The organism is Phytobacter sp. MRY16-398 (genome assembly GCF_003925915.1).
Taxonomy (GTDB): domain Bacteria; phylum Pseudomonadota; class Gammaproteobacteria; order Enterobacterales; family Enterobacteriaceae; genus Phytobacter; species Phytobacter diazotrophicus.
This window is the reverse complement of record NZ_AP018756.1, coordinates 1193108-1208796: the sequence shown is the minus strand read 5'-3', so window position 1 is coordinate 1208796 and position 15689 is coordinate 1193108. Positions and strand designations below refer to the sequence as shown.

The window sequence follows — 15689 nt, the reverse complement described above, 5'->3', positions numbered from 1 at the left end:
TGCGGGTGATTGTTAACCTCACATTTTTAACCCACTCAACCTGGCATTCGCACGCCGCGCGGGCGAACAATAATTACACAAAAAAATAATGGATTATCATGAATTCACAACGAAAATACGGGAGAACCTGGCACTATCCTTTCTCCCCTGGCACCACCAGCGATGACCGCATCAATGCCGATTACTGGCGTGATGTGCAGTCGATCGCGTCGCTGGTCCATACGGAAAAGCTGGACGGTGAGAATAACTGCCTGAACCGCTATGGCGTTTTTGCGCGCTCGCACGCTGCGCCTACCCAATCCGCATGGACACATAAGATTCGCCAGCGCTGGCAATTGCTGAAAGACGATCTCGGCGATCTCGAACTCTTTGGTGAGAATCTTTACGCCGTCCATTCCATTGAGTATCACGCGCTGGAGCAGGATTTCTTTCTCTTTGCGATCCGCTGCCAGGACGTCTGGTTAAGCTGGGAAGAGGTCAAATTTTATGCTGCGCTCTTTGATTTTCCCTGCGTACCAGAGATGAAAGGCCCACAGCCTGGAAACGATGAAAAGGCGTGGCAGCGTGAGTTTCTGGCGCTCACAACCGGCAGTGGCGCATTTGCGCCCTGGGATACCCAGACCGGCAAGCCGTGTACGCTCGAAGGTGTGGTCACCCGCAACAGTGAAGAATTTCCTGTTGATGAATTTGCGCATAATGTCTTCAAGTTTGTGCGCAAAAATCATGTGAAAACCACCGAGCACTGGAAGCGCAACTGGCAACGCGCCCGCATGGCGTATGAGTTTGCAGCAGGAGGCACACGATGATCTGGCAGCTAAGCGAAGACAAAAACTGGGCCACTTTACGCCAGCGTTTTAACTGGGTGGAAGAGATGCATCAGGTTCCACAGGATCCCTTTCACCATGCGGAAGGCAATGTAGGGATCCACACCGAGATGGTCCTCAATGCGTTGACGGAAATGGATGCGTATCAGCAACTGCCACGTCAGCAGCAGGAAATAATGTGGGCCGCGGCGCTCCTGCACGATGTCGAAAAGCGCAGCACCACGCACCAGGACGATGACGGACGTATCCACTCGCCTGGTCATGCCCGCAAAGGTGAGCTCACTGCACGGCAAATTTTGTGGCGTGACATCCCGACGCCATTTGCCCTGCGCGAGCAGATTGCAGCGCTGGTGCGTCTGCATGGCCTCCCCTTATGGCTGCTGGAACGCCCGTCGCCTGAGCGCTTACTGCTGAGTGCTGCGATGCGTATTGACACTCGACTGCTGGCATTGCTCGCGCGTGCCGATATGAAGGGGCGTCATTGCGAAGACAAACAGGAGATGCTTGATCGCATTGCTTTGTTTGAGCTCTTTTGTCAGGAGCAGCACTGCTGGGGGCAAGCGCGCCCCTTTGCATCCGATACCGCACGCTGGCATTACCTGACGCATGAGAACAGCCCGGCAAATTTTGTGCCCTGGGACACAGAGTCCTTCGAGGTGACCTTGCTTAGCGCACTGCCCGGAATGGGGAAAGATCGCTATATCAGCGAACATTGCAAAGGGTTGGCCGTCATAAGCCTGGATGATATTCGCAGGCGGCTGGGCGTAAGCCCTGCCGATCGTTCAGCAACCGGGCAAGTCGTACAACTGGCGAAAGAGGAAGCGCGCGTGCTTTTGCGGCAAAAATCGCCCTTCGTGTGGAATGCGACAAACATCAGCCGACAACTGCGAACTCAGCTTATCAGCCTGTTCACGGCTTACGGGGCGAGGGTAAAAATTGTTTATCTGGAAGTGCCCTGGCCGCAATGGAAAACGCAGAATGCCAATCGCCAGCATGCCGTACCGGAAGAGGTCATTCTGCGCATGTCGTCCAGGCTTGAGGTTCCTCAGCCCGATGAAGCACATTGCGTTGAGTACCGGGTCACGGATGCATAACCTAAGGGCCTCCAGCCAGGAGGCCCTTCTTGTGCTATTTCACGATGCCAAGAATTTCGAGGGTTATTTCCGAGGCCACGCCTGGCGGCACAGAACCGGGTATCCCCTGTTCACCATAGGCAAGTTCACTCGGAACGGTGATCCTGACCTTGCCTCCACTGCCGATACGCAGCAAGCCTTGCTGCATTAATTCCGGAAGCTTACTCACCATACCAATTCGTACTTCGCCGACAGAAATTTTCTTTCCGGTACTGATTTTTTCATCAAGCCGGAAACGAACCGTATCGTTTGCGGTTAATAGCGGTGTTTTGCCTTTTTTGATAACCTGGTAAACCACGCCGTTGTGGGTCCGCTCAGCGCCTTTGACTTTCGCAGCTTGCGCAACAAACTGGATGCTCTGTTTTTTGTTACGCTCCCGTTCTCGCTCGTTCGCCGCCCCCACCTGCTGATCAAAACGAGTTAAAGTCTGACCAACGTCTTCTTCGCTCAGTTGCATTGTGTTGGCGAGCTTATCTTTGAACCCCTGCTGGAAGGCCAGAGGCAAGAACTTGTGCCCGGCATTCTCAAGTACTTTGAATTCGTAGAGAACCTTAACCGCGTAATACGCACCGTAGGCATAGTTTATTTTTGCCTCCTCAGACTTGTGCTTTTTCAGTGAGTAGGCGGACTGCTTTGCTTTAACCAGTTCAAGGGAAGTCGCATCGTGCTCCTTTTGTAACGTTGCCAGACTGGCCAACGCCTGCTTTTTCTCTTCGTCGGCTTTTTTGGCTTGCTGCTCAAGTTTAGCAAGACGCGCGAACTGTTCTGCGATCTTGTCTTTGGCAGTATTAAGCTGAGTGAGCTGTTCGCTGTTTTGTTTACTGGCTTGCTCAAGTAGCGTCGCCAGCGTTTTATCGCTGTCGGACTGCTTCGTCAGTTGCTGCTCCAGCAGCGCCTTCTGGCTGGTGGCCTCTTTCAGGCTCTGTTCGAGTGCGGCGGTACGCGCGCTATTCGCCTGCGCGGTTTTCTCCAGTTCGGCGATATTCTTGCCAAGCGTCGCGGTTTTCTCATTCGCCGCCGAAAGTTGGGCGCGCAGTTTTTCGGCCTCCGCCCGCTGCGTTGCCAGCGTTTTGTCGCTGTCGGACTGCTTCGCCAGTTGCTGCTCCAGCAGCGCCTTCTGGCTGGTGGCCTCTTTCAGGCTCTGTTCGAGCGTGGCGGTGCGCGCGCTATTTGCCTGCGCGGTTTTCTCCAGTTCGGCGATATTCTTGCCAAGCGTCGCGGTTTTCTCATTCGCTGCGGCAAGCTGGGCGCGCAGTTTTTCGGCCTCCGCCCGCTGCGTCGCCAGCGTTTTGTCGCTGTCGGACTGCTTCGCCAGTTGCTGCTCCAGCAGCGCCTTCTGGCTGGCAGCCTCTTTCAGGCTCTGTTCGAGCGTGGCGGTGCGCGCGTTATTTGCTTGCGCGGTTTTCTCCAGTTCGGCGATATTATTGCCAAGCGTCGCAGTTTTCTCATTCGCCGCCGCAAGCTGGGCGCGCAGTTTTTCGGCCTCCGCCCGCTGCGTCGCCAGCGTTTTGTCGCTGTCGGACTGCTTCGCCAGTTGCTGCTCCAGCAGCGCCTTCTGGCTGGTGGCCTCTTTCAGGCTCTGTTCGAGCGTGGCGGTGCGCGCGCTATTTGCCTGCGCCGTTTTCTCCAGTTCGGCGATATTCTTGCCAAGCGTCGCGGTTTTCTCATTCGCTGCGGCAAGCTGGGCGCGCAGTTTTTCGGCCTCCGCCCGCTGCGTCTCCATCGCTTTATCGCTGCCAGACTGCTTCGCCAGTTGCTGCTCCAGCAGCGCCTTCTGGCTGGTGGCCTCATTGGCAGCCAACTGAAAGTGGGTCATTTGCGTCTGTAATTCTTCTGCCCGCGCGGTCAGTTCGCCAACCTGTTTTTCATAGCGACGCGCGCTTTCAGCCAGTTGTTTCTCACTCGCCAGGAGTTGCTGGTGCAACTGTTTATTTTCATCTCTGAATGCTTCGCCCTGCTCCGTTAACAGGCCTGGCTGTCGATTTTTAAGTGACGCATTCTGCTTACGAAGCGCCTGCAATTCACGCTGCAGAGTGCTGAGCTTTCGTTTCAGGGTACTGAGTTCCGATTGTTGCGCAGCACTCTTTTTGACTACCGCGGCATTTTTTACCTGCGTTGCAGGTGAAGAAGGCGTCAACAGAGGAACAGCAGGCGTTGTACTTTGTGGTTTTTCACCCACATTTTTAAACAAAATATTCGGCTCGGGTGCCAGCATCCCTTCTTGCTGCAGTCGTTCAATTAATAACGTTGAGTCGGCCTCAACCATATCTGAGAAAACCACACCCGAGATTATTACAGCAATAGATAATAATTTTCTCATAATTTGTTCAATTCGTTTGCACGCCTTGACATATTGGCAAACACGGCGCTGCGCACACGAGCGCAAACAATATCAACTTTATTATTCAGCTCAAGCCTAATAATTTCCGAAGAATTTCCATCTATAAGCGATTGATTCTTTTTATATATTGCATAATTATTATTGATAATACTGAATTGTTGCTGGTACTTTTTAAAAGATGCGTTATCAAGTGATTTTAATGCAGTAAACATTTGATAGCATTGCACTTCACTTTGCTTTCCCGATGTTGAAGTCAAAGGGGGCGATGATTTTTTCCCTGAGCACCCTACCAGCAGTAGTGCGAGTGTCATTATTATGAATCCGACGTGTGATGACCGCATAGTAGCCTCATACCTGAGCATAATATTCCCTGTGAATGCATCCGTAATATGAATACATTCATTCCCGTTTGGTTATCAACCACAAAAAAAGAAAAATAAAACCTACCACGGCAGAAAGAAAATGACAACAAGCAGAAATTAAACAGGTGGTTAGCAATCAGAATCCTGCCAATAAAAGCATTCAGATAATACATTTAAAGCACAATAATATTTATTATAAAAATAAACCAATCGCAGAATAGAATTAATGAAAATCGTAATAAATAAAATATGCGTACAGGCGCCAGGACTTTTACATCGGGTGTTGACAGCCAGATTGTCCGTTTCTCAGTAGTTTCTGTCCGCTGCGCTAAAGCATCGTCTCTTGTCTGCCGCCAGGATAATTCACAGACCAAAGGAGAAGACAATGCTTAAAGACCCTGCACAAAAATACCGTCCTTATACGCCGATTTCGTTACCCGATCGTCGCTGGCCTGAAAAACAACAAACCCACGCGCCACGCTGGCTCTCTACAGACCTGCGCGATGGCAACCAGGCGCTTGCAGAGCCCATGGACAGTGAGCGTAAGTTGCAGTTCTGGGATCTGCTCCTCGCCTGCGGTTTTAAAGAGATCGAAGTGGCATTCCCGTCTGCATCGCAAACCGACTTTAACTTTGTACGCCAGTTGATTGAAGAAAACCGCATTCCCCAGGATGTCACTGTCCAGGTATTGACCCAGGCGCGCGAGGATCTGATTCACCGAACCTTCGCTTCATTGATGGGAGCGCACAGCGCTACCATTCACCTCTACAATGCGACGGCACCACTGTTTCGCAAGCTGGTGTTTGGCATGGAAAAGGCCGACGTAATCGCCCTTGCGGTACGCTCTACACGGCTCATTCGTCAACTTTGCGAACAGCATCCACAAACCCGCTGGCAGTACGAGTATTCCCCGGAAACCTTCTGTTTTACCGAACCGGAATTTGCGCTGGAAATTTGTGAAGCCGTGGCCGATGTATGGGAACCCGGCGCTGAACGTCCCATGATTATTAATCTGCCCGCGACGGTGGAAGTCAACACGCCCAACGTTTACGCCGATCAGATTGAATATTTCTGCCGCCACTTTACCCGTCGCCAGGCGGTGAGTATCAGCGTGCATCCGCATAACGATCGCGGAACTGGCGTGGCAAGTGCTGAGCTGGCGCTGCTGGCAGGTGCCGATCGCGTTGAAGGCTGTCTGTTCGGTAATGGCGAACGCACCGGCAATGTTTGTCTGGTTACGCTGGCGATGAACCTTTATAGCCAGGGTATCTCACCGGAACTTGATTTCAGCAATATGCAGCAGGTGGTCGATGTGGTGGAAAACTGTAATCAGTTGCCCGTTCACCCACGTCATCCGTGGGCCGGGCGCCTGGCCTATACCGCCTTTTCTGGATCGCATCAGGATGCGATTAAAAAAGGCTTCGATGCCCGCAAGGCTGACGAGCGCTGGGAGATGCCCTATCTGCCTGTCGATCCGCAGGACATTGGTTGTACCTACGAAGCGGTGATCCGCGTGAACAGCCAGTCCGGTAAGAGCGGTAGCGCGTGGCTGATTGAGCAAAATCATGGGCTGAAATTACCCCGCGCGTTACAGCAGGATTTTAGCCAGCATGTACAGCGCGAAACGGACAGCCACGGTAAAGAGATGACGCAAAATGCGCTGTGGCAGCTCTTCCGCCAGCGCTACGGCCTGATTGCGCAGCCTGCGCTGGCCCTGGTGGATTATAAAAGCGAAAGCCGCCAGGATGGTCAGTTACATTTGCAGGCCACATTACTGCTACAGGGGACCCAACGTAAAATCGAAGGTCTGGGTAATGGATTGCTGTCTGCCGCCGCCGGCGCACTAAGCCAGTTGCTTAAACAGCCTTTCAGCATTAAGGATTATCACGAACATACGCTCGGAGAACGTAGCGACAGCCGCTCTGTGGCCTACATTCACTGTCTGTATCCGGACGGTAGCGGAAGCTGGGGGGTGGGTATCGATAATGATGTGGCGAGGGCATCTTTACAGGCGTTACTGAATGCGCTGAGCTAATAACACTCGTTTTCCGGTGCGCGGAAATAATCGCTGGGTGATATCCCCATCACCCGGCGAAACATCGCCGTAAACGCACTATGGCTGCCGTATCCCAGATCCAGCGCGACACGTAACACTGAGTGACCTTGCGCAAGCCTGACCAGCGCTTCCATCAGCTTTGCCTGCCGAACCCATTCGCCATAAGTTAACGCCGTTTGCCGTTGAAAATGGCGGTTAAGGGTCTTTTCACTCATGCCGATCAGCGCCGCCGCCTGTGTGCTGCTCCAGGGCTGGGCTATCGACTCGCGAATGCGCAGACACAGATTTTTCAGCACTTCACTCTCGGGCTCCGGCAAGAAAAAGGGCAGCACGCGCATACCGCGGATTTCATCGAGTATCAGCTCATAAACATGCTCATCACGACTGGCCGGCGCGTATTTTTCGGCAAGAGAAAACGAGGCGATAATCAGCTCGCGTAGCAGCGGTGTGATTTGCACAATCTGGCAGGAGGCGGGTAAATCCGCGCGGGCAAGTGGGTCAATAAACAGCGTGCGTGCAGCAACTTTACCCGTAATGCGAATCGCATGTTGTGTTCCGGCAGGCAACCAGACGCCGCGCCCTGGCGGTACGACCCAACAACCTGATGCCGTGTCCACCCGGACAACGCCACTTAAGATATGCAGCAATTGGGCGCACTCATGCTGATGCCACGGCTCGCTTTCTCCGTGTTCATAATCATGGGCAAAGGGGACCAGAGGGCGATGGGTAAAGGAGAAGGTTAAGGTCGTGGACATCGCTTAACCTCCTTTGCCCATCCCTCTCCCGTTGGGAGAGGGAACATTCGCACTAGATGTGCAGTTCCTGCAGTTTCTCTTTCGGCAGCGCCAGCTCTTCATTGCTGTTTACACGCACGTCTTTTTCGAGAATATGGCGCGCAATGTCCTGCGCTTCGCTCAGCGAGTGCATCTGATATGTGCCGCACTGATAGACGTTAAGTTCCGGAATCTGGTTCTGGTTCTGCACTTTCAGTACGTCAGCCATCGCCGCTTTCCAGGCATCGGCCACACGTTGCTCATCAGGCGTACCGATCAGGCTCATATAGAAGCCGGTACGGCAACCCATCGGGGAGATGTCGATAATCTCCACGCCATTCCCGTTCAGATGATCACGCATGAAACCTGCGAACAGGTGCTCAAGCGTATGGATACCTTTTTCCGGCATGACTTCTTTGTTAGGCACGCAGAAACGCAGGTCGAAAACGGTAATAGCGTCGCCATGAGGAGTGTTCATGCTCTTTGCAACACGAACCGCAGGCGCTTCCATACGGGTATGATCGACAGTGAAGCTATCCAACAATGGCATTTAGTCACCTCCGCAGTGATTTTTTTTAAAATAAAATGAACTCTTCATTCTGATGCGAGTCTGAGTATATGAAAGACGCGCATTTGTTATCATCATCCCTGTTTTCAGAGATGAATATTTTGGCCACATTACTGTGGCCTTTTTCTTTTCTGTCAGGCGTGTCTTGCGACCAGCGCCTCGAATGTCTCAGTGTCCGACGCTTCAACCTCTTTCTGGCGCGCCCAGGAAACCTCGCACTCTTTTCTGAAATCCTCTTCGCGCAAAATTTCCAGCGGTTCTTCACGCAACATGGACCGATACTCTTCTGAGAGCGCTTTGCCCGTACCGCCAATACCTTTATCAAGCATAGAACGCAAAATGCGCGCCGAGAATGTCAGTTCCGGGTTGTCAAAACAGGCCACCAGTTCATCGCAAACCTGCTCGTAATTGTTGCCACCGTACAGTCCATCAAGCGTCTGCGCGACACGTTTAAGGTCACGGAACAGATCTTTCCCGACTTGTGGCAGTGGGAATTGCGCCGTTTCGCAGCCCATTCCCAGCGTCAGGCCCGTTTTACGCCCTTCCAGAATCACGCGATTCCAGTTTTTACGCGTACACAGCAGCTCGTCGCTACTCATTTCCGGCGCATCCGCCAGCACGCACCAGACCATAAACAGATCGAGGAAACGGATCTGCTGCTCATCCACGCCAATCGGGGTGAACGGATTGATGTCCAGCGAACGCACTTCAATATATTCAATTCCGCCGCGCAACAGCGCATCCGACGGCGACTCACCGCTACGCGTTACGCGTTTCGGGCGAATCGGGGCATAAAGTTCGTTTTCAATCTGCAGGATATTGGTATTGATCTGCAGATACTTACCCTCTTTTTTCAGACCAATCTTCGCGTATTCCTCAGAGGGCGTTTTAATCGCGCGTTTCAGCGCCACGACATAATCAGACAGGTTGTTAAAGGTGATGCCAAGATTGCTTTGCGACTTGTTGGTGTACCCCAGGTCGCTCAAACGCAGCGAAGTGGCATACGGCAGATAATGCATGCCGCCAGGGGTCTTCTCGAAAGGCAGCGTCGAAGGTTTGCCCTGCAGGAAAGAGGGGCAAATCGCCGGGGACGCGCCAAACAGATACGGAATGACCCAACCAAAGCGGTAATAGTTACGGATCAGACGGAAGTAACCGTCAGAAACGGATTCTTTATCAGTTTCCCCACATTTGGCTTCCCAGAAAGCCATCGGCAGCGAAAAATTGTAATGCACGCCTGAAATGGTCTGCATCAACGCGCCGTAGCGGTTTTTCAAGCCTTCACGGTACAGTGTTTTCAGGCGACCGATATTTGACGAGCCATACTGCGCCAGTTCAATATCCTGGCCGTTTTCGATATAGCACGGCATGCTGAGCGGCCACATGCGTTCATCACCTATTTCACGCGCGGCAAAGCGGTGAATATCACGCATGATGGTCAGCATATGCTGAATATCACCGTCTACCGGAGTAATAAACTCCAGCAATGCTTCGGCAAAATCTGTCGTAATCCATTTATGGGTCAACGCGGAACCAAGGGCGTGCGGATGGCCGCTGGTTGCCAGCGTGCCATCTGCCTTGACGCGCAGCGTTTCGCGCTCAAGACCTCGTTGAATCCCCTTGAGAACCTGAGGATTTTTTTCCAGCCAGGACAATGCCTGTGATACGTCCGGGATCAAATTGACCTCCCGCCTGTAATATTCATTTTATTAAGCATAATTGTAATGGTTGACGATTAAAGGTCACTCACTCAGTCCAATTAGTGCCACCACGTCATGCCCTGGAGCGTTGCTACAGCTACAATTACGTAGCGCAATGCTTTCCCAAGGCATAAAAAAAACACGACTGGCCCCCAGGGAATGCGCATCCATCCCGCCAGCAGGCACAGCAAATCGCCGATTACAGGCATCCAGCTTAATAACAGTGTGGCTGCACCATAGCGTCTTAGCCAGCCTGTTGCTTTTTCTTGCCAGCGCGACTTTTCACGCATTGGAAAGAAACGCCCAAGAATAACGTTAGTCAACCCTCCAAGGCTATTACCCATTGTTGCTATTAATACGAGTAACCACGGCTGACTAAGGCCGGAAAGCAGCATAGCAATCAGCACCACCTCAGAGTTGCCTGGAAGCAAGGTGGCGCTAAGAAAACTGCTGACAAACAGTGAAACAAGAGAAAGCGCTTCACTCACAGCAGGCGAACATCCACAGCATCCATCCCGGCCGCGCGTGCCGCCTGCAGGCCAAAGTCCGCATCCTCAAAAACCACGCATCTTTCCGGTACGACGCCCATTTTTTCCGCACAGAGCAAAAAAGTATCGGGCGCCGGTTTATGGTTTTTTACATGATCGGCTGCAACCACGGCAGCGAAATAGTGACGCAGACCAAGATGGGATAACAGTGCTTCGGCGATCGCGCTTTCGCTCCCCGTCCCGACCGATAACGGACGGCGACCATACCACTCTTTGACAACATCAATAAGCGGTAGCGGACGAACGGTATCCAGAAGCATCGCTTTTACCGCTTCTGTTTTTTCACGTGCGAGCGCATAAGGGTCAAGATCGGCCTGATTGAGTTCAATTACCGACTGTGCGATGCGCCAGGTAGGTGAGCCATTCAGCGCAATCATCGCCTGTATATCGTAACGCAGACCATAATGCCCCAGCACCTCATGCCAGGCTTTACGGTGAGTCGGTTCGGTATCCAGGATGGTGCCATCCATATCGAAAATCAGACCATCGTAACGTTCGTACATCGTGTTCTCATCGAGCGGATAACAAAACGTTACTTTATCGTAAACAAAGATTTTTGTCGCTGCCGGACGTAGAGACAACAAAGACGCGCTGGGGCGTCTTTGGGGTTTGCGAAGATTATTTGATCCTCAAATCGTTCTCGACCACCCGCACGCCCGGAACCCGGCGGGCGACCTCCACCGCGCGCTTAGCACTTTCAGCCGAGGAGACAAAACCACTCAGTTGCACACGCCCTTTAAAGGTTTCAACGCTGATTTCCGAAGATTTAATGTTTTTATCATTGAAGAGCGCGGTTTTGACTTTAGTTGTCACGACGGTGTCGTCTATATAGCCGCCGGTACTTTCCTTTTTAGATGAGCCCGCACAACCGCTCAGGGTTAGTGCGACAAGTAACATTGCGCAAAACGCAGAAATAGCTTTGTACCCTTTCATGATATCTCTCCTTGCCTTCGCCTTACTCAATTTACATCGTTACGAGCAGATAAATTATAGAGGAAAGAACAACCTGCCAATAAAAATCTGTCAGGGAATGAAAAAGGATACGTGAAAAATGTGTACGAAAAATAAGAAGGTTGAGAAGAGAACGTTGTTTTAGAGAAGATGGTGCATCCAGGAGGATGACGCACTGCGTTCGCCCTGCGGGCCGTTGCTGACGCAACGTTATCCTCCCTGGTGCTGGCGATTATTGCGCAGCCCATGAAACAACAATGCTTATGTTATTCCGGAGAAGATGGTGCATCCAGGAGGATTCGAACCTCCGACCGCTCGGTTCGTAGCCGAGTACTCTATCCAGCTGAGCTATGGATGCATCGGGATTTACTGCTTTACTGCTGATATCAAATACCGCTTTTGAAGCGCTACCTGACAAATGAGGGTGCATCCAGGAGGATGACGCACTGCGGGCCGTTGCTGACGCAACGTTATCTTCTCTGGTACTGGCGATTATTGCGCAGACCATGAAACAACAATACTGATGTTATTCCAGAGAAGATGGTGCATCCAGGAGGATTCGAACCTCCGACCGCTCGGTTCGTAGCCGAGTACTCTATCCAGCTGAGCTATGGATGCATCGGGATTACTGCTTTACTACTGATTCAATGCTGCTCAACAAGCCGCAACACTGAGGAAGATGGTGCATCCAGGAGGATTCGAACCTCCGACCGCTCGGTTCGTAGCCGAGTACTCTATCCAGCTGAGCTATGGATGCATCAGGATTTACTGCTTTACTACCGATTCAATGCTGCTCAACAAGCCGCAACACTGAGAAAGATGGTGCATCCAGGAGGATTCGAACCTCCGACCGCTCGGTTCGTAGCCGAGTACTCTATCCAGCTGAGCTATGGATGCAAATGGCGGTGAGGCGGGGATTCGAACCCCGGATGCAGCTTTTGACCGCATACTCCCTTAGCAGGGGAGCGCCTTCAGCCTCTCGGCCACCTCACCACACGCCTCTTACGAGTGCTTCGAAGAACTTGTTTCTGCTCATCGTCGCTGCGTGGCGCACATATTACTTTCTGGGACTTATAAGTCAAACAATTTTTCCAGCCCCTGAATCGTTTGCACACTTCGCAGACAATTAGCCGGTTAAAAGTGCAAAAAGGATGTTTTATCAGCAGAAATTACCGATGCGCCCTATACGCCAGTACGGACAAAAAGCTGAGAAAAAGAAGTGAGAATAGAGAGTGTGAAATAAAAAGGTAACGTGATGAGGAGAGAATCGGGGAAAAATGTTGCGTCTCGCCGGGATGGCGAGACGCGGTAATATCAATAACTGGACTGCTGTGATTTTTCAGCCTGGATACGCTGGTAGATTTCTTCACGATGAACAGATACTTCTTTAGGAGCGTTAACGCCAATACGCACTTGGTTACCTTTAACCCCTAAAACAGTCACAGTGACCTCATCCCCAATCATGAGGGTCTCACCAACTCGACGAGTCAGAATCAGCATTCTTTGCTCCTTGAAAGATTAAAAGAGTCGGGTCTCTCTGTATCCCGGCATTCTCCATCATATAACGCCAAAAAGTAAGCGATGACAAACACGTTAAGTGTAAGCAGTCACGGCATCACATTCTGTTAGACGTAAGTTTAGCCGATATACACAACTTCAACCTGACTTTATCGTTTTCAATAGCGTAGTGGCAAGAACGCCATGGCGACAAGGCCATGGCGACTGCTATTCGCTTTGTAATTTTTACAGTTTCGCGCCGACCCAGCCTTTTACGCTGGCCATTGCTGCCGGAAGTGCTGCCACATCCGTGCCGCCGGCTTGCGCCATATCCGGACGCCCGCCGCCTTTACCGCCCACTTGCTGGGCAACCATCCCTACTAGCTCCCCTGCTTTAACGCGGTCGGTCACATCCTTAGACACACCCGCAATCAGAGAAACCTTACCTTCTGCCACTGTGGCCAGAACGATAACGGCAGAACCTAATTGGTTCTTGAGATCGTCGACCATGGTACGCAGCATCTTCGGTTCAACACCCTCCAGCACGCTGACAAGGAGTTTAACGCCGTTGATATCCTCAGCCTTCCCGGTCAAGCTTGCGCTTTCCTGAGCGGCCTGTTGTTCTTTAAGCTGTTGCAGCTCTTTCTCTAGCTGACGGGTACGCTCCAGCGCGGAACGAACTTTGTCACCGAGATTGGCACTATCACCTTTCAGCAACTGGGCAATATCCTGCAACTGGTCGCTTTGCGCATGCAGGGCCGCAATGGCGCCTTCGCCAGTGACCGCTTCAATACGACGGACGCCCGCCGCAGTGCCGGACTCAGATACAATGCGGAACAGGCCGATATCGCCCGTACGCGATGCGTGAGTACCACCACACAGTTCAGTGGAGAAATCGCCCATGCGAAGAACTCGCACGCGGTCATCATATTTCTCACCAAACAGCGCCATTGCGCCAGAGGCTTTTGCCGCATCGATATCCATGATATTGGTTTCGATAGGCAGGTTGCGGCGAATTTGCGCGTTCACCAGATCTTCTACCGCACGGATTTCAGACGGTTTCATCGCTTCGAAATGCGAGAAGTCGAAACGCAGCGCCTTATCGTTAACTAGTGAGCCTTTCTGCGCCACATGCGTCCCCAGCACATCGCGTAGTGCGGCATGCATCAGGTGCGTTGCAGAGTGGTTCAGACGAATACGCAGACGACGAGCTTCGTCGACTTCGGCTTTCACGCCGTCGCCCACTTTCAGTGAACCTGTGGCAACGCGCCCCAGATGACCGATCGCCTGGCCGTATTTCTGCGTATCATTGACGGTGAACGTAAAGCCGTTGCCTTTCAGTTCCCCTTTGTCACCCACCTGACCACCGGATTCGGCATAGAACGGGGTCTGGTCCAGAATCACAACAGCGTCCTGACCGGCGTTCACCGCATTCACAGCTTTACCATCAACAAACAGCGCGGTCACTTTGCCGGTCAGTTCCAGATGGTCATAACCTTTAAATTCTGAGCTGCCATCGACACGGATCATCGCATTATAGTCAGCGCCAAAACCGCTGGATTCACGCGCACGACGACGCTGCTCTTCCATTGCGGCTTCAAAGCCTTTTTCGTCGACTTTCAGATTACGCTCGCGGCATACGTCAGCCGTCAGATCCACCGGGAAGCCATAGGTGTCGTACAGGCGGAAAGCGGTTTCGCCATCCAGCGTGTCGCCTTTGAGTTTCGCCAGCTCTTCGTCCAGCAGCGCCAGGCCACGCTCCAGCGTACGGGCAAACTGTTCTTCTTCGGTTTTCAGAACTTGCTCAACCTGCGCTTGCTGGCGTTTCAGTTCTTCACCGGCAGATCCCATAACGTCGAGCAGCGGCCCAACCAGTTTGTAGAAGAACGTATCTTTCGCGCCCAGCATGTTGCCGTGACGGATTGCACGGCGAATGATACGACGCAGCACATAGCCACGGTTTTCATTCGACGGGATCACGCCGTCAGCGATCAGGAAGGCACAGGAACGAATATGGTCCGCGATCACGCGCAGGGATTTGTTACTCAAATCGGTCGCGCCGGTCACATCAGCGACCGCTTTGATAAGTTTGCTGAACAGGTCGATTTCGTAGTTGGAATTCACATGTTGCAGCACCGCAGTGATACGTTCGAGCCCCATACCTGTATCAACGGACGGTTTCGGCAGCGGTTCCATGGTACCGTCAGCCTGACGGTTGAACTGCATAAAGACGATGTTCCAGATCTCAATGTAGCGGTCGCCGTCTTCTTCCGGGCTTCCCGGAGGGCCACCCCAGATATGGTCGCCATGGTCGTAGAAAATCTCGGTGCAAGGGCCGCACGGACCGGTATCGCCCATCTGCCAGAAGTTATCGGAAGCATAAGGCGCGCCTTTATTGTCTCCGATACGGATAATGCGCTCGCGCGGAATTCCGACTTCTTTTTCCCAGATTTCGTAGGCTTCGTCGTCGGTCTCGTACACCGTTACCCACAGACGCTCTTTTGGCAGTTTGAACCAGTTATCACCGGTCAGCAGTTCCCATGCGTACTGGATAGCATCGTGTTTGAAGTAGTCGCCGAAGCTGAAGTTACCCAGCATTTCGAAGAAGGTATGATGGCGCGCGGTGTAACCGACGTTTTCCAGGTCGTTGTGTTTACCACCCGCACGCACGCAGCGCTGCGCGGTAGTAGCACGGGAATAATTACGCTTGTCGAGCCCAAGGAATACGTCCTTGAACTGGTTCATCCCGGCGTTGGTAAACAGCAGAGTCGGGTCGTTATTCGGCACAAGGGAGCTGCTCGCAACTACCTGATGGCCCTTGCTATGGAAAAAATCGAGAAACGCCTGACGGATCTCAGCGGTGCTCTTGCTCATAATTATCCTGAAATCAAGCTAACGAAATGTCGTAACGGATTACTGCCCTTTGACAGACAGCA

13 protein-coding genes and 5 tRNA genes are annotated in these 15689 nt (G+C 52.3%); 3 read left to right on the top strand and 15 right to left on the bottom strand.

The window, feature by feature from the left end; translation table 11 throughout:
- Positions 1–98: 98 nt before the first annotated feature.
- Both MRY16398_RS05785 and MRY16398_RS05780 read left to right on the top strand, forming a co-directional pair.
- Positions 99–806 carry an RNA ligase family protein gene (locus tag MRY16398_RS05785; protein ID WP_125123963.1) on the top strand — a complete coding sequence of 236 codons (708 nt, stop codon included), beginning with the start codon at positions 99–101 and terminating at the stop codon, positions 804–806.
- Positions 803–1918 (top strand): AAA family ATPase, encoded by a 1116-nt coding sequence (locus MRY16398_RS05780; protein ID WP_125123962.1) that lies wholly within the window; start codon positions 803–805, stop codon positions 1916–1918. Before MRY16398_RS05785 ends, MRY16398_RS05780 begins: the two co-directional genes overlap by 4 nt.
- A 34-nt stretch (positions 1919–1952) precedes the next feature.
- On the opposite strand, the gene MRY16398_RS05775 is transcribed toward MRY16398_RS05780, so the two are convergent.
- Both MRY16398_RS05775 and MRY16398_RS05770 read right to left on the bottom strand, forming a co-directional pair.
- Positions 1953–4277: an FKBP-type peptidyl-prolyl cis-trans isomerase N-terminal domain-containing protein gene (locus MRY16398_RS05775; RefSeq protein WP_125123961.1), complete on the bottom strand. Its 2325-nt coding sequence runs from the start codon at positions 4275–4277 to the stop codon at positions 1953–1955.
- Positions 4274–4609, bottom strand: coding sequence for a hypothetical protein (locus MRY16398_RS05770; RefSeq protein ID WP_064572395.1), 336 nt, complete (start codon positions 4607–4609; stop codon positions 4274–4276). The genes MRY16398_RS05775 and MRY16398_RS05770 overlap by 4 nt, the downstream gene beginning before the upstream one ends.
- A 436-nt stretch (positions 4610–5045) precedes the next feature.
- Between MRY16398_RS05770 and leuA the strand changes: the two genes are divergently transcribed.
- Positions 5046–6695, top strand: coding sequence for a 2-isopropylmalate synthase (gene leuA, locus MRY16398_RS05765; RefSeq protein WP_039077613.1), 1650 nt, complete (start codon positions 5046–5048; stop codon positions 6693–6695).
- Here leuA and MRY16398_RS05760 read toward each other — a convergent pair.
- The 13 genes from MRY16398_RS05760 to alaS form a co-directional block, all read right to left on the bottom strand.
- The gene (locus tag MRY16398_RS05760) at positions 6692–7471 is read right to left on the bottom strand and encodes an AraC family transcriptional regulator (protein WP_071194731.1); all 780 of its coding nucleotides are present in this window, start codon (positions 7469–7471) and stop codon (positions 6692–6694) included. The genes leuA and MRY16398_RS05760 overlap by 4 nt on opposite strands.
- A gap of 52 nt (positions 7472–7523) precedes the next feature.
- Entirely contained in the window at positions 7524–8039 is a 516-nt protein-coding gene (gene luxS, locus MRY16398_RS05755; RefSeq protein WP_039077615.1) for an S-ribosylhomocysteine lyase, read from the bottom strand.
- Between the two features lie 152 nt (positions 8040–8191).
- Positions 8192–9736: a glutamate--cysteine ligase gene (gshA, locus tag MRY16398_RS05750; protein ID WP_125123960.1), complete on the bottom strand. Its 1545-nt coding sequence runs from the start codon at positions 9734–9736 to the stop codon at positions 8192–8194.
- An 80-nt stretch (positions 9737–9816) separates the two neighbouring features.
- Positions 9817–10245 (bottom strand): YqaA family protein, encoded by a 429-nt coding sequence (locus MRY16398_RS05745; protein WP_039077617.1) that lies wholly within the window; start codon positions 10243–10245, stop codon positions 9817–9819.
- Positions 10242–10808 carry a fructose-1-phosphate/6-phosphogluconate phosphatase gene (gene yqaB, locus MRY16398_RS05740; protein WP_039077618.1) on the bottom strand — a complete coding sequence of 189 codons (567 nt, stop codon included), beginning with the start codon at positions 10806–10808 and terminating at the stop codon, positions 10242–10244. The genes MRY16398_RS05745 and yqaB overlap by 4 nt, the downstream gene beginning before the upstream one ends.
- 115 nt (positions 10809–10923) lie before the next feature.
- Positions 10924–11238 (bottom strand): BON domain-containing protein, encoded by a 315-nt coding sequence (locus MRY16398_RS05735; protein ID WP_039077619.1) that lies wholly within the window; start codon positions 11236–11238, stop codon positions 10924–10926.
- A 299-nt stretch (positions 11239–11537) separates the two neighbouring features.
- Positions 11538–11614: transfer RNA gene (locus MRY16398_RS05730), tRNA-Arg, on the bottom strand.
- A gap of 183 nt (positions 11615–11797) precedes the next feature.
- A tRNA-Arg gene (locus MRY16398_RS05725) sits at positions 11798–11874 on the bottom strand.
- 62 nt (positions 11875–11936) lie between these two features.
- Positions 11937–12013: transfer RNA gene (locus MRY16398_RS05720), tRNA-Arg, on the bottom strand.
- Between the two features lie 63 nt (positions 12014–12076).
- Positions 12077–12153 (bottom strand) — tRNA-Arg (locus MRY16398_RS05715).
- Positions 12154–12156: 3 nt separating this feature from the next.
- A tRNA-Ser gene (locus tag MRY16398_RS05710) sits at positions 12157–12249 on the bottom strand.
- Between the two features lie 321 nt (positions 12250–12570).
- The gene (csrA, locus tag MRY16398_RS05705) at positions 12571–12756 is read right to left on the bottom strand and encodes a carbon storage regulator CsrA (RefSeq protein WP_000906486.1); all 186 of its coding nucleotides are present in this window, start codon (positions 12754–12756) and stop codon (positions 12571–12573) included.
- Positions 12757–12999: 243 nt separating this feature from the next.
- Positions 13000–15627 (bottom strand): alanine--tRNA ligase, encoded by a 2628-nt coding sequence (gene alaS, locus MRY16398_RS05700; protein WP_108700752.1) that lies wholly within the window; start codon positions 15625–15627, stop codon positions 13000–13002.
- Positions 15628–15689 lie beyond the last annotated feature (62 nt).

What these genes read in the sequence shown, in the direction of transcription:
- MRY16398_RS05760 (WP_071194731.1), bottom strand. Translation starts at nt 7,471, where the DNA reads ATGTCCACGACCTTAACCTTCTCCTTTACCCATCGCCCTCTGGTCCCC.
- luxS (WP_039077615.1), bottom strand. Translation starts at nt 8,039, where the DNA reads ATGCCATTGTTGGATAGCTTCACTGTCGATCATACCCGTATGGAAGCG.
- leuA (WP_039077613.1), top strand. Translation starts at nt 5,046, where the DNA reads ATGCTTAAAGACCCTGCACAAAAATACCGTCCTTATACGCCGATTTCG.
- MRY16398_RS05770 (WP_064572395.1), bottom strand. Translation starts at nt 4,609, where the DNA reads ATGACACTCGCACTACTGCTGGTAGGGTGCTCAGGGAAAAAATCATCG.
- csrA (WP_000906486.1), bottom strand. Translation starts at nt 12,756, where the DNA reads ATGCTGATTCTGACTCGTCGAGTTGGTGAGACCCTCATGATTGGGGAT.
- MRY16398_RS05735 (WP_039077619.1), bottom strand. Translation starts at nt 11,238, where the DNA reads ATGAAAGGGTACAAAGCTATTTCTGCGTTTTGCGCAATGTTACTTGTC.
- MRY16398_RS05785 (WP_125123963.1), top strand. Translation starts at nt 99, where the DNA reads ATGAATTCACAACGAAAATACGGGAGAACCTGGCACTATCCTTTCTCC.
- yqaB (WP_039077618.1), bottom strand. Translation starts at nt 10,808, where the DNA reads ATGTACGAACGTTACGATGGTCTGATTTTCGATATGGATGGCACCATC.
- alaS (WP_108700752.1), bottom strand. Translation starts at nt 15,627, where the DNA reads ATGAGCAAGAGCACCGCTGAGATCCGTCAGGCGTTTCTCGATTTTTTC.
- MRY16398_RS05775 (WP_125123961.1), bottom strand. Translation starts at nt 4,277, where the DNA reads ATGAGAAAATTATTATCTATTGCTGTAATAATCTCGGGTGTGGTTTTC.
- MRY16398_RS05780 (WP_125123962.1), top strand. Translation starts at nt 803, where the DNA reads ATGATCTGGCAGCTAAGCGAAGACAAAAACTGGGCCACTTTACGCCAG.